Origin of the sequence: Synechococcus sp. CCAP 1479/9, assembly GCF_019038535.1 — a bacterium.
Taxonomy (GTDB): Bacteria; Cyanobacteriota; Cyanobacteriia; order PCC-6307; family Cyanobiaceae; genus Cyanobium.
On sequence record NZ_JAFKRK010000040.1, the window covers coordinates 28,068 to 40,553 of the forward strand.

A 12,486-nucleotide genomic window follows, 5' to 3' on the forward strand; every position below is an offset into this window, starting at 1 on the left:
TTCCCGCCGGGCCAGCGTCAGATAGAGGCAGCCGTAGACGGGGTGATGGTGATGGCAGGCCAGGGCAAGGGCCTCTGCCTGCAGGTGGCGATCGGGGACCCAAGGATCAGCCGCACGGCAGCCGAGGCATCAAGAACGCAGGCGAGGGCCATCAGCGCTCGCGGTCGGCGCGGATCAGCGCTTCCGGCGTCTGGTCCCCGGCCAGGGGCCCGCGGCGGGCGATGCGATCGAGCACCAGGCGGCGACTCTCGCGCCCATCCTCGCCGGCGATGGCCTCGAGATCCACCAACGCCTGCTGGCTGAGGCTGCGCTTGTGCGCCTGGGCGCGGTGCTGCAGCAGCCGGTGAAGAGGCTCAGGCAGGTCGCGGATCTGCAGGGATGGCATGGCTGCGCCAGTCGTGAACTCAGGTTATTCGGGGCGCATGCGGTTTGCATGCATCACTCATCGCTTCGGCTGTCTTGCCTGCGCTTTTCTTGCTCTCCCGGTGGAACAGGGAGGGGCCGAGTGCCAGGTCGCGGTGGGCTGATCAGGCAGGGGGTCTTTGGCTGATTCAGAACTCAACTCGCACCGAGGCTGGTGAGAATCTTCCGGGCCAGCGGCTCTTTGATTTCGTTGTGTCTGGGAATGGCTTCCTTAACTCCAGTCGCCGGGTTGATCCAGATGGAGTGTGAAGCTCCTTCCCGTTTAAGGACACATCCAGCCATGCGAAGGCGCCGTTCCAGATCGTGGCGTTTCATCCGATCTGCAGGGGCATGCGCACGGCATCCGGTGGCAGACCACGGCTGATATCAGCTTCGCGATCCTCAAGGAGCAGCTCAATAGCGGCCTGCAGATCCTTTCTTGCTTCCTCCATGGATTCTCCCTGGCCGTTGGCGCCGGGAATCTCCAGGCAGATCGCCCAGAAGCCACCCTCCGGAGCAGGCTCGATCACGGCAGTCAGTTCCCCCTTCATCAGATCCACCCGGGCTAAGTGTTTTTTCATTTTAGGTGCAAAGAAGTTTTTCGGCTGCCAGTGGCTGACCAGGCGCCTTTTCTATTGACGGGTTGCTTCCCTCAAACCGCCAACGAATCGGCCTCTTGACTCAGCGCAGCTCTCGGAACTCCTGAGGCGTGAGGCCGGCGTCACGGGCAAGGGCACCCATGGTGATGGCGTTGATCGGATCACGGCGGGGAATCACCATGCGTCGCTCGCCATTTCTCATGATCAGATGCCCGTATTCCCGCAGCATCAGATAGCCAAGTTTGTGGAACACCCTCACCGCCTCCTTCTGGCTGATCCCCGGAAGCCTGGGAATTTCATAGCCAACTCCAGCGTTTCCACGCTCTTGACGCCTGCCTCCTCGGCCTCAACCTCAAGCCAAAGGGTGATGGCCTCCCGAATGTTGCTGAGAGCTTCCTTGCGTGTGTTGCCCTGGGAGTGGCAGCCAGGCAGGTCGAGGAAGCTCACGGCCCAGCTTTCTTCGGTTTCGAGCAGGCGGATGCGGTAGGTCATGGGGCCTGCCCCTTGGTGTGAACAGTCTGGCCGACCTCACACCGCCAACGCCAGCTCCGGCACGAACGCCGCCGGAATCGCCCGGTGCAGCCTCCAGCGAATCGCCATCGGCCGCTCGCCCTCGTGGCTCACGTAATCGGCAAACCCCAGGCATAGGAACGGCAGCGTCACTCCACCGCGCCTGTTCTCCTCCCGAACAAACAGCAGCACCCGGCTGCCGCGCGCCACGTGGTGGATGTATCGCTGCCCGGTGGCGGACGCTTCCCGGGTGAGGCTCTGGCTCTCCCAGTGGAACTCCCACGGCGAGATGGCGTAATCGTTGTAGCGGGTGGTGGGGGAGAAGAGGCGCTCGGACTTCTTGAGGGTGATGAAGAACACGTCGCACTGGGTGGCTTCGTCAAAGAACACCCCCTCACGGCCGGGGAAGGGCCGGGCCTCGTTCAGCAGCCCAATCGCGGCGAACACCTCGGCGCGGGAGTAGCGGCCGTGGAGTTTGAGGGGGACGGGGGGCGGATCGGCGCGGCCCCAGTCGAGCGGGCTCACCAGGTGGTCGGTGCGCTCGTGCAGCAGCGCGAACAGCTCCACCAGTTCGGCGCGCAGGTCGGCGGCGGCCCAGAGCCGGACGAGGGCCTCGGCCAGGGGCAGGTGCTGCCGGCCGCTGCCCCAGAGCTGGGCCATCAGCATGCGCCAGCTGCGTTCGGTGGCGGGATCGAAGCCCGCCGGATCGGGCGCGATGGGCCGCCGCAGCTGATCCGCCAGCCAGTGCAACCGCTCGGGGTCGTCCAGATGCAGCAATCCGCCGGCGATCCCCCGCCCCAGCCGCTTTTCATCGTCGCTGGGCTCCCCTAAGGCCGCCCCGGCTACCCAACCCAACTCCCGCTGCAGCAACGCCCACGACTTCGCCACTCCGTAAAACTCCCCCACCTCCATCCCAAGCCCCTCCAGCACCGCCGCCAGCGAACAGCGCCCGAGGCGGCGGGCTTCGGCGAGCAGCTGGGGCCGGCGCGTGGGCAGCGACTCGCGCAGGTTGGCCAGCACCCGCTCGCTGGACACCCGATCGAGCTGCAGGCTGCAGCCGGCCGGCAGGAAGGGAAACCCGTCGTTGATCTGCTGCTCCAGCTGGTCGCGCGTGCCACCGAGCAGGGCGCGGTAGCGCAGGTCGAAGCGGAAGTCCCGGTGGGCCTGGCCGATGAAATCGAGCACCGTGAGGCAGCTCTTGCCCCGGCAGAGGCGCAGACCACGGCCGAGTTGCTGCAGGAACACGATCGCGCTCTCGGTGGGCCGCAGGAACAGCACCGTGTCGATCTCGGGGATGTCGAGGCCTTCGTTGAACAGATCCACCGCAAACAGGATCTGCAGCTCGCCGGATCGCAGGCGGCGGATCTGCTCGGCGCGCTGCTCCCTGGGACTGGACGCATCCAGGGCAGCGGCGCGCAGGCCGGCCGCCACGAATTTGCGGGCCATCCAATGCGCGTGCTCCACGCTCACGCAGAAGCCCAGGGCCCGCATCGAATCCAGGTTGGTGACCTTGTCTGCCAGTTCGCTCAGGATCAGGCGCAGGCGGGCGTCGTCGGCGGTGTAGAGGTTGGAGAGGGCTTCTGGGGCGTAGCCGTTGCGGCGCCATTCGATCTGCGACAGGTCGGTGCCGTCGTGGAGGCCGAAGTAATGGAAGGGGCACAGGAGGCCCTGCTCCAAGGCGCTCCAGAGGCGCAGCTCGGCGGCAATGCGGCCATCGAACCAATGGAGGATGTCCTCGCCGCCGGTGCGCTCGGGGGTGGCGGTGAGGCCCAGCAGCAGGACGGGCGCCAGGTGGCGCAGCCAGCGCTCGTAGCTGGCGGCGGCGGCGTGGTGGAACTCATCGACGATCACCACGGCGAACGTGTCCGGCGCCAGGTCCGCCGGATCCAGCCCAGCGAGCGACTGCACCGAGGCGAACACATGGCGCCACTGGCTGGGGCGCTGGCCATCCACCAGCAGCTCGCCGAAGGAGCCATCGCGCAGCACCTGGCGGAAGGTGGCGAGGCTCTGCTGCAGGATTTCGCGCCGGTGGGCCACGAACAGCAAGCTCGGGTGACCCGGACCGCCCTGGCGGGCGTAATCGAGGGCGGCGATCACGGTTTTGCCCGTGCCGGTGGCGGCCACCACCAGGTTGCTCCAGCGGCCATGGAGGCTGCGCTCGGCCGACAGCTTGTCGAGGATCTCCTGCTGGTAGGCGTAGGGGCGGATGTCGAAGAAGCTGAGCGGGGTGGCGTCCGCGGCCGAGTCCCCAACCGACTCCTCGCGCGCGGCCCGATCAAAGCGGCGCTGCTCCAGTTCGCTGGCTCGGCAGGGCTCGAACTCGCCCTCCTCCCAGTAGCTCTCAAAGGCGGCCTGGAACTTGGCCAGGATGCCCTCGTTGTCGTGGGCGGAGAGGCGCACGTTCCACTCCAGGCCATCGTGCAGGGCGGCGGTGGAGAGGTTGGAGGAGCCGATGTAGGCGGTGGAGGCAGGGGTGGCACCAGAGAGACCAGGCCGGTGGAACAGCCAGGCTTTGGCGTGCAGGCGGGTGCGGCGGGTGTCGTAGCTGACGCGCACCTCGGCGCCATGGGCCACCAGCCAATCGAGGGCGCGGCGGTCGGTAGCTCCCAGGTAGACGGTGGTGAGCACCCGCAACTGTCGGCGGGGCTGGGCTTGCAGGAACTCAGACAGTGCCTGTTGGAGCAGGCGCAGGCCGCTCCACTTGATGAAGGCGCAGAGCAGGTCGATCCGCTGGGCGGAGGGGATTTCGTGGATCAGCGCCTGCCCCACCGACGGTTCGCCGTTGGCGTTCGCCAGCAGGGTGCTGTCGGCCAGGGGGATGAGCGGGCGGATGGTTTCGGCCTGGCCGGGCAGGAGCGCCGTGGATCGGATCTCCGAAAGCAGCCGACCGGAGGGATGCAGCAGGTCGGCCTTGGAGATGGCGCGGGGTGCCTTGCTTTGGAGCAGGCCCACCAGTTGGTTCAGCAGCTCCAGCTGGCGCTCTGTTGTGGAGCCCCCGCTCAGGTGCTCCAGGGCAATGCGGGCCAGACCTGCCAGGTGCCGGGCCAACAGGCGCGGGGCTTCCTGGGGATCCAGGCCGTCAGTGGCGACCAGGCTGTCCTGCAGTTGGCGCAGCTGCTGCTCCAGGCCCTCGGTGAGGAGTTGCTGGTAGAGGCCGGAGGGTGGGTCTTGGTTGGTAGAAGACGGCAAATCTAGAGGGGTTGCGTTCTTGCCAGCAGTCACAGTATGAGGCTGTAGGACTTTCCTGCAATATCTGGACTCAAAGCACTACCCACTCTCGGTGAGATCTAGAACATCATCATATCATGTGCAGAAATAGGGCCAGTTACGCATAGCAAGCCAGGCGTCATAGAAACACATAGTTATCATTTCTCGAATGATTTCGGGTTCAGTTGGCATCCGCAGCTTGCATGGAGACCAACAATAGATTGACAGGATAGCGCTAAAGCCATCTCTTGCAGAAGGGAATGAATTAAGACAATTAATTGCAAGCAGTCATTCTAATCAAATTGCTAGTTGGCCTACGACCTTACTCTCGTCGATCGAATCGATACGATCAGTATAAGTCGTCTATCCGTCGACAGCGAGGGGACTAACCTCCGCTGGGTTCCTGTTGAAATGAGTCCAACGCGTGTCCGCATTTACAACTTTCGTGACAACGTCCGCTATGGTTTGTCGGACAAGAACCTGACCATCGGGAACGTGCATGGGTAAGGCATTCACGAGCGAGCTGGCCAATCTGGAAAGCACACTCAGCTGGGCAAATTCCTGCGATGTGAACCCTCTCGAGAAATTTGTCGAGGATGTCGCAAGTTTGCCCATTGTAGCCATTGGCTCAGGAGGTTCTACGACAGCTTGCCACTTGACAGCACTCCTTCATCGAAGGCGGTACCAGCGACCGGGGCAGTTTATGACACCCCTAGACGCATCAGCTATACCCGCAGGCCTTCATCGTGCAGGTGTTTTTCTCGCATCAGCTTCAGGTAAAAACAAGGACATTCTAGCGTCACTCAACACCTGCATCACTGAGGAGGCACCTGCTGTTGCGGTGGTCACCCTTAGTGGCACGAATCCATTGACTGAGATGGCTGGTAGCTATCCGAGAGCTCGCGTCCTTGCCCTAACTTCACCCTCGGGCAAGGACGGATTCCTGGCTACGAATAGCCTAATCGCCACTTGCGCTTTAGTCGTACGTGCCTATGGCTTCACAATCCCTGCGAAAGATTCCCTGAACAAGCCACTTGAAGTGAAATGCTTTGAGAGCCGGGATATGGTGCAGATTTTGCACGGAGGCTGGGGATCACCAGTTGCAACTGATCTCGAATCAAAACTGAACGAGTCTGCGCTTGCGGCAGCACAAATCTCCGACTACCGGAACTTTGGCCATGGAAGGCATTTGTGGCTTGCGAAGAGATCGGCTGAAACTGTTGTTGTAGCACTTATTACGCCAGGTACTTTAGCAATTGCAGAATCAACCCTGAAGCATTTCCCAAAGGATGTTCTGGTCGTACGTATAGAGACAGATCTTGATGGACCAGCAGGAACTATGGATCTTCTTCTTCAATCTTTCCACCTTGTCGAACGTGTTGGTGTATCTCGTAAACAAGACCCAGGCCAGCCGCATGTTCCAGAGTTCGGGCGAAAGCTGTATCATCTCACACCCCCTCGCGTTAGGCCGCCATTTGATGCCCCGATCCAACGCAAGCTTTGGGCATCACCTGAGACTGGGAATGATGGTAAGGCGTTCCAGCAGGGTCTCAAGCAGTTTCTTCGCTTTGCTCGGACCAACCATATTGGTGCAGTGGTTCTTGATTATGATGGCACTCTTTGCACTAAAGATGCCCGGTTTGACGGTCTCCGAGAAGATGTTTTGGCTGAATGCACAAGGCTACTCAGTGCCGGAATCTTTCTGGGGATCGCAACGGGTAGAGGCAAATCTGTCCGGGCAGAACTTCAGAAGGCTTTAAGCCTAGAGCTATGGAGTCTTGTATACATAGGCTATTACAATGGCATGGTTATTGGTCGCCTTGGTGATGACATGCTGCCTAAGACTGATGGACAAAGTCTTCATGCGTTGATCACAGCTCGGGCACTACTATTGAGCGACGCCTTACTTTCCGAGACTGCTGACATAACGATGCGACCCCAGCAGCTGACTGTTGAACCCAGGGCCTCTTTAGGGACTGACGCTCTAGCAGCCCACGTCATGGCTGTCCTAGCTCCTCTCGAAGGCTCAGGTGTACGCATTGTCGTATCCTCACACTCACTTGACGTACTGGGGCCTCAGCTTGGGAAGACCTCCTTAGTCTCCTTTTTGCGCGATAAGTTCAGCCAAAAACTTGATGTTCTTTGCATCGGGGATCGAGGAGCATGGCCAGGAAATGACTATGCACTGCTTACAGAACCGATGTCGTTAAGTGTTGACGAAGTGTCAAGCTTGCAGAATGTCTGCTGGAATCTTGCTCCGTTTGGAACTATGGGCCCAGATGCATTACTTCTATACCTCCGGGCGATCAGAGCATGCGAGGGTTATGGCATCTTCGAATGGAAGGAGTACTCGCCAAGATGAGAGACGCATTAGCAGAACTTCTTCTTGGGACAGTAATGGAATGGACTGACGAGGAAGTAGGTAGCCAGCGGCCCGTGCTCCAGGCTCTTGCTGGAATAAAGTATGATGAGTACCAACAGTTCAGCCCCGGAATGCGATTTGTGGAGAGTCTTGCTCTCTGGCTTAAGCAGTTCGAAACGATGGATGAGCGTAGAGCTGCTTATGATTTCGTCATCAGTCGGCTCGTTTTTTTGTCGCATGCTGAAATGGCACACTTTTCGACAATCGCTTACCCTGATGTAATTCGGCCGGTGTTTATCGAACAAGCTGCGCGAGATTCTAGCCTCACACCCTTTCGGATAAGCAAGGTCCTCGGCACTAATGAATTCAAGCGCCTAGAAGCCTCGAGCCTGTTCTTCGGGCTCAGTGACGGCGCACGTATCGATCAATTCCGCCGCAGTAACAAGGAACTGAGTCACGAGCAAATCTTTACAAGCTATGAGATTTCCGACGAAAAGGTGGAAAAGATACAAGAGTGGCTCTTAAAGCGCGGTGGTAATTCTGTGGCTCCGGCACTTGTTCTTTTAGATGATTTTTCCGCAAGTGGCAAAAGCTGCCTTTTGGCTGAAGGTGAGGTGGCGACGGGTAAGGTCGCCAGATTTATCTGCAAGATCAAGGATAACAAAGCCTGGCAGTCTGTAGTCTCATTTCCCAAGACCCGAATTCTCATTATTCTCTACGTCGCAACGGAACAGGCTTTAGCCAACATTCGCGCGGGAGCCGAGATCTTAAAAAGGGAGTTAGGAATTGAGCTCACCGTTTTGTGCGTGCAGCGCATCGCTGATGACATCTCCCTCAAGGCAACAGATAGTGGCCTATTCATTGAAATGATCAATAAATACTATGATGAGTCCGTTGAAGATGAGCATACGAAGACGGGTGAATCTGATTTGAAATTTGGTTATGCTTCTGGAGGCCTGCCTCTCGTCCTTCATCACAATACGCCAAACAACTCGATCTTCCTGCTATGGGTCGAAAATAGTAAATTGTTGACGCCTTTATTCCCCCGCGTGAGTCGCCACAAGAGGGAATCATGAAGGACGTCCGCAATCCCTTCCGTCTGCAGACTGCTGAGAGCATTGACTCAGATGCCGACTTCCTTCGTTTATTCGGCTTTGGAGTACTTGATCTTCTTCCCGCCGAGGCACTTACTGGTCGACCGCTTTTCATTAGAAGCGCGCCCGGCGGAGGCAAGACATCTCTTCTCAAGCTTTTCACGCCATCGGTCTTGCAACACCTCATGAGAGTAAAGGGAAATGAGACGGTCAAGGAGCTCTTTGGCAAGCTGAAGGGGTTAGGCGCTGTCTCAGATCACCACGTAAAGGTGCTCTCTGTAATGTTGCCTTGTGCGCGTATGTTGCCAGCCCTTGCCGATGTTGAACTCAAACCTGTTCGTGCAAAGCGATTACTTCTCGCATTAATAGATGCACGAATCATCCTAGGTGCATTGCGTGCAATTCTCATCTCGCGTGGTCTTCGATTTCCTGACGACCTCTCTCGTTTGGGACTCGTAGCGCCACCTGATGGCCATGTTCCGGGTCTGTCTTTTCCCTGCGACGGTATAGCTGTCCAACAATGGGCACAGGCTGTTGAGCAAGGAGTCGCCGACCTCATCGACACCCTCATGAGACCTGAAGCCGCCGGTCCCCCTGGACATGATGCGATGCTATCGCTTCAGCTGCTCGATGCGAATTGTATTCAACTCGACGGGATTCCATTCGAGATTCGGTGGCTGGTTTCCTTCGATGACATGCATAAGCTCGCACCTGATCAGAGAGCTGCTTTGGTCGAAGTCGTCGTAGACCAACGCGCGCGGACGACAGTTTGGTTAGCTGAAAGATTTGAAGCGCTCTCCACTGAGGAGCTACTTGCTTCCGGCGCACTATCCGGCCGTGACTACGAAGTGATCAATCTTGAAAGCGAGTTAAGGAAAAAGGGACGTTTCGAGCCTGCAGTCAAACTAATCGCTGAACGCCGTTCGCGCATGGCTGCAGAATCGGCGGGGACCAATGCACCGGATGCGTTTGCACCTACCATCGAAGTCGATCTTGACGCACCTAGTTGGAATGAGAGATCCCAGGCTGCGCTCGATGAAGTTCGAATGCGTGTTGAGGCCCTTGCGGCACGCGAGCCTCAATACATTGAATGGGTCAAAAGCCCAGCAAGTGGTGAGGGTACTCTTCGCCAGCAGCTTATATGGTGGCGCACACTTGAAATCTTGATTGCTCGTAAGCAGGGGAAGAGACAATTAAGTCTCCCGCTCGGACCGCTCAGTACGCAAGAACTTGATGACAGGAACGATTCTGATGTTCGTGCTGCCGCAGAATTATTTCTAAGCAAAGAATTTGGCTTCCCCTACTACTTTGGTCTCAACAAGCTCGCGAGCCTTGGCTTCTTCAACGTGGAGCAGTTTCTTCGGCTAGCAGGCGACCTCTTCGAAGAATCCTTGGCGGCGTCTATAATGAGACGCAGTCCGCAACTCGGCCCCGAGCGTCAGCAACGTATTCTTCAAGAGGCATACGACACACGCGTTAAAGACCTGCCACGTCGCGCTAAGAATGGCCGTGTCGTTTTGCACTTCCTGGATGCCGTTGGCAGGTTCTGTCACGATGTGACTCACCAACCAAACGCTCCTTACTCCCCCGGCGTCACAGGTATTGCGATTCATATGCACGAGCGAGATCAGCTTCTTGACGATAATTACTTGAAGAAGAATCCAGGAGCGGCTATGTTTAAGTCAGTTTTAGGTACCGCGATTGCTAATAATCTGCTCCTTGTTGAACCTGACTATAAGGTCAAAGGTACGCGATGCATGGTTCTTTATCTTAATCGGCTCCTTTGCCCAAAGTACGAGCTGCCACTCCAGTATGGCGGATTTCGCGAAAAGCCGCTACGTGAATTCATTGACTGGGCAGCTACTGGCTATAGATCTCCGAAGGCTGAGATGCTCCTATGAGCCCTGATGCGCTTCGGTGGCAAGACTATTTCCTGCGCCATGGAGATGGGTTTGATCAGTTTTGGCAGCATTTTTTGGCTGAGCGAGAAAGGGATTTGCTTTTCATTCTCGGCTATGGCTTTGATGCACGTATGTGCGATGGGATCGAGCGCATACTCGGACTAGGTGGAATTGGGAGGCGAGATGTCGCTCTAGTAACATTTAATGAGGGAGATGAGTCTCCATCGCAAGATTATGCGGACATGTGTCACGCCAATGGTGAGCGCATCAGGCAACTGACTCACGGACGCGGTATTGTTAATCATAGGATGATTAAGATGTTTTCTGCTGATAATCGAAGGGTTGGTGCTCGAAGTATTGCCCAGGAGTTTGCATCGCAGGACGAGTTCCGGTCATACAGTGATGTTGTTGTAGACATCAGTGCATTGCCTCGTAGCCTCTATATGCCCTTATTGTCGAAGCTTCTAGCTCTTTTTGACAGCGATGAGAAGGACAATGCTAGTCGCAATCTTCATGTCATAGTTTCTCATTCTCCAGATATTGATGGATCGATTACTGAGGAAGGGCTCGAGGAGAGTGCAACTTATCTCCACGGCTTTGCTGCCGCTGCTCTGGAGAGTGAGTCGTCAAACAGCCAACCAAAAATCTGGATCCCGGTTCTAGGGAAGGGCCAACAGGTACAGCTAGAGCGAATTAACCAGTTTGTCAACCCAGACGAGATTTGTCCGGTACTACCATCCCCAGCTCAAGATCCGCGCGAGGGTGACTCAATCATGATTGAGTATCGTGAGCTTTTGTTTGATCAACTTAGGCTGGATCCTCGCAACATAATCTATGCGTCTGAATCCAACCCCTTTGAAGTCTATCGACAATTAATGCGATCGATTCTTCAATACAGCCGAGCGCTTAAGCCACTTGGGGGTTGTAAGGTTGCCTTATCCGCGATGTCATCGAAACTAGCATCGATTGGGGTGATCCTTGCAGCATATGAGCTAGCTCGAGTAGAGCCAAGGGTGCTGGTTGGCGTTGCGCATGTCGAGGCGCAGGGATATAGTTGCAACTCATTTGGCGCCACTCATTCGAAGTCATTGTATACGATGTGTCTATTTGGTGAATGCTATGTCAGATAAAGCAATTCAATACAGTTGCGTAGGCACCGGCCTCATAGTTCTTGATGTAATTCGAGGCTTTTTAGGTACTTCTATATCCGAGCATCGTTATGCAGGTGGCTCGTGCGGAAATATTTTGACCATACTCTCATATTTCGGATGGGATTCCAATGCTATTGGTCGCATTGGCGACGACCAAGAAGGACGTGATCTCATTGAAGACCTTCGTTTATGGGGCGTCAATACCAACTTCATGGAAGTTGAGACTGGTCGAGAAACGCCCGTAATCGTGCAAGAAAACTTCTTGGATGCTAAGGGCCGTCCACGTCACCGCTTTTTACAGTCTTGTTCAGCCAGCGGAAGAAGGCTTCCACCATACCGGCCGCTGCTTTGTAGTCAGACTGATTTCATTTCAGGACAGTTGTCACCTCACTCTGTCTTCTTCTTTGACCGCGTTGCTCCTGGAACACTTCGACTAGCGAAGAATAGCCGGGCCACCGGGGCACTCGTCGTATTTGAGCCTTCGGGAATCAAGGAAGAAGTTCTTTTTGTGGAATGCCTCAAGACGGCACATGTTGTTAAGTATGCTAACGACAGAGTTCGTGGCATCCAAGCCTTGATTGAGGAGGCGAAGGTTCCAGTCGAGATAGTGACTTTTGGTGCGAAAGGCTTAGGCCTCCGATTGCGAGCCGCTGAAGGTTTTGGTGAGTGGATGAAACTACCTGCTTTTTCTACACTGGACTTTGTTGATGCGGCTGGTAGTGGTGACTGGACAACGGCTGGATTTATTCACAGCTTAATGTCGAGCGGTGCGCCATTAGATAAGATTCTTGCTGACACTCAGCCTTTGATTAATGCGATCCGGCGGGGTCAAGCGATGGCATCCCTAAACTGCGCTTTCGAAGGGGCTCGCGGCATGATGTACGCCGCTGAGTCGAAGCGTATCCTATGCCTGGCCAATCAAATTGTGGATGAAGACATAACTCCAGGCGCATCTCTTCTGCATGTTTCTTAGATCCTCGTCTTGGTAGTATCTTTGTCGCTGTTGCTCACTTGTCATTGGCGCTGCCTGTTGTGACAACGTTGCAACTGACTCCAGCAACACCGCTGGAGCACTTCTTGATCTGCTATATCGCATTTAGAGGATTGTTGGGCGGAAGTTCTGTAACGTCGATCTTCCCTTGTAATCTGACGTAGTATCAAGATGTTGATGTCTTTGCCGGTGCGCACCCGGCCCACCAGCTGCTTGACGCGCTCTGTGTAGGTCTCGATCTAGGGTGCGGGGGGGGGGGGGGGGGGGGG

The 12,486-nt window shown here is 56.6% G+C and carries 11 protein-coding genes; 5 read left to right on the top strand and 6 right to left on the bottom strand.

Going from position 1 to position 12,486, the window contains the following annotated elements:
• Positions 1 to 151 precede the first annotated feature (151 nt).
• The 6 genes from KUG38_RS14655 to KUG38_RS14680 all read right to left on the bottom strand — a co-directional run bounded on the left by KUG38_RS14655 (position 152) and on the right by KUG38_RS14680 (position 4,700).
• Positions 152 to 385, bottom strand: coding sequence for a FitA-like ribbon-helix-helix domain-containing protein (locus KUG38_RS14655; protein WP_216922891.1), 234 nt, complete (start codon positions 383 to 385; stop codon positions 152 to 154).
• 173 nt (positions 386 to 558) lie between these two features.
• A complete protein-coding gene (locus KUG38_RS14660) occupies positions 559 to 738 on the bottom strand; it encodes a type II toxin-antitoxin system HicA family toxin (RefSeq protein WP_216922893.1) in 180 nt (59 codons plus the stop codon).
• Entirely contained in the window at positions 735 to 953 is a 219-nt protein-coding gene (locus tag KUG38_RS14665) for a type II toxin-antitoxin system HicB family antitoxin (protein WP_216922921.1), read from the bottom strand. The genes KUG38_RS14660 and KUG38_RS14665 overlap by 4 nt, the downstream gene beginning before the upstream one ends.
• A gap of 130 nt (positions 954 to 1,083) precedes the next feature.
• A complete protein-coding gene (locus KUG38_RS14670) occupies positions 1,084 to 1,260 on the bottom strand; it encodes a type II toxin-antitoxin system HicA family toxin (protein ID WP_286196087.1) in 177 nt (58 codons plus the stop codon).
• Complete coding sequence (locus tag KUG38_RS14675; protein WP_216922895.1) at positions 1,257 to 1,493, bottom strand: type II toxin-antitoxin system HicB family antitoxin; 237 nt, start codon at positions 1,491 to 1,493, stop codon at positions 1,257 to 1,259. Before KUG38_RS14675 ends, KUG38_RS14670 begins: the two co-directional genes overlap by 4 nt.
• A gap of 36 nt (positions 1,494 to 1,529) precedes the next feature.
• On the bottom strand, positions 1,530 to 4,700 hold the full coding sequence (locus KUG38_RS14680) for a DEAD/DEAH box helicase (protein ID WP_216922897.1): 3,171 nt from the start codon (positions 4,698 to 4,700) through the stop codon (positions 1,530 to 1,532).
• A gap of 517 nt (positions 4,701 to 5,217) precedes the next feature.
• On the opposite strand from KUG38_RS14680, the gene KUG38_RS14685 reads away from it, so the two are divergent.
• Genes KUG38_RS14685 through KUG38_RS14705 form a run of 5 tightly spaced genes read left to right on the top strand, consistent with a single transcriptional unit; the run spans position 5,218 to position 12,199 of the window.
• On the top strand, positions 5,218 to 7,080 hold the full coding sequence (locus KUG38_RS14685) for an HAD hydrolase family protein (protein WP_216922899.1): 1,863 nt from the start codon (positions 5,218 to 5,220) through the stop codon (positions 7,078 to 7,080).
• A complete protein-coding gene (locus KUG38_RS14690; RefSeq protein WP_216922901.1) occupies positions 7,056 to 8,156 on the top strand; it encodes a phosphoribosyltransferase-like protein in 1,101 nt (366 codons plus the stop codon). Before KUG38_RS14685 ends, KUG38_RS14690 begins: the two co-directional genes overlap by 25 nt.
• Positions 8,153 to 10,075, top strand: a complete 1,923-nt coding sequence (locus KUG38_RS14695; RefSeq protein ID WP_216922903.1) for an ORC-CDC6 family AAA ATPase — start codon at positions 8,153 to 8,155, stop codon at positions 10,073 to 10,075. Before KUG38_RS14690 ends, KUG38_RS14695 begins: the two co-directional genes overlap by 4 nt.
• On the top strand, positions 10,072 to 11,205 hold the full coding sequence (locus KUG38_RS14700; protein ID WP_216922911.1) for a hypothetical protein: 1,134 nt from the start codon (positions 10,072 to 10,074) through the stop codon (positions 11,203 to 11,205). Before KUG38_RS14695 ends, KUG38_RS14700 begins: the two co-directional genes overlap by 4 nt.
• Complete coding sequence (locus tag KUG38_RS14705; RefSeq protein WP_216922913.1) at positions 11,195 to 12,199, top strand: PfkB family carbohydrate kinase; 1,005 nt, start codon at positions 11,195 to 11,197, stop codon at positions 12,197 to 12,199. Before KUG38_RS14700 ends, KUG38_RS14705 begins: the two co-directional genes overlap by 11 nt.
• Positions 12,200 to 12,486 lie beyond the last annotated feature (287 nt).

What these genes read in the sequence shown, in the direction of transcription:
- KUG38_RS14655 (WP_216922891.1), bottom strand. Translation starts at nt 385, where the DNA reads ATGCCATCCCTGCAGATCCGCGACCTGCCTGAGCCTCTTCACCGGCTG.
- KUG38_RS14660 (WP_216922893.1), bottom strand. Translation starts at nt 738, where the DNA reads ATGAAACGCCACGATCTGGAACGGCGCCTTCGCATGGCTGGATGTGTC.
- KUG38_RS14665 (WP_216922921.1), bottom strand. Translation starts at nt 953, where the DNA reads ATGAAGGGGGAACTGACTGCCGTGATCGAGCCTGCTCCGGAGGGTGGC.
- KUG38_RS14675 (WP_216922895.1), bottom strand. Translation starts at nt 1,493, where the DNA reads ATGACCTACCGCATCCGCCTGCTCGAAACCGAAGAAAGCTGGGCCGTG.
- KUG38_RS14685 (WP_216922899.1), top strand. Translation starts at nt 5,218, where the DNA reads ATGGGTAAGGCATTCACGAGCGAGCTGGCCAATCTGGAAAGCACACTC.
- KUG38_RS14690 (WP_216922901.1), top strand. Translation starts at nt 7,056, where the DNA reads ATGGAAGGAGTACTCGCCAAGATGAGAGACGCATTAGCAGAACTTCTT.
- KUG38_RS14695 (WP_216922903.1), top strand. Translation starts at nt 8,153, where the DNA reads ATGAAGGACGTCCGCAATCCCTTCCGTCTGCAGACTGCTGAGAGCATT.
- KUG38_RS14700 (WP_216922911.1), top strand. Translation starts at nt 10,072, where the DNA reads ATGAGCCCTGATGCGCTTCGGTGGCAAGACTATTTCCTGCGCCATGGA.
- KUG38_RS14705 (WP_216922913.1), top strand. Translation starts at nt 11,195, where the DNA reads ATGTCAGATAAAGCAATTCAATACAGTTGCGTAGGCACCGGCCTCATA.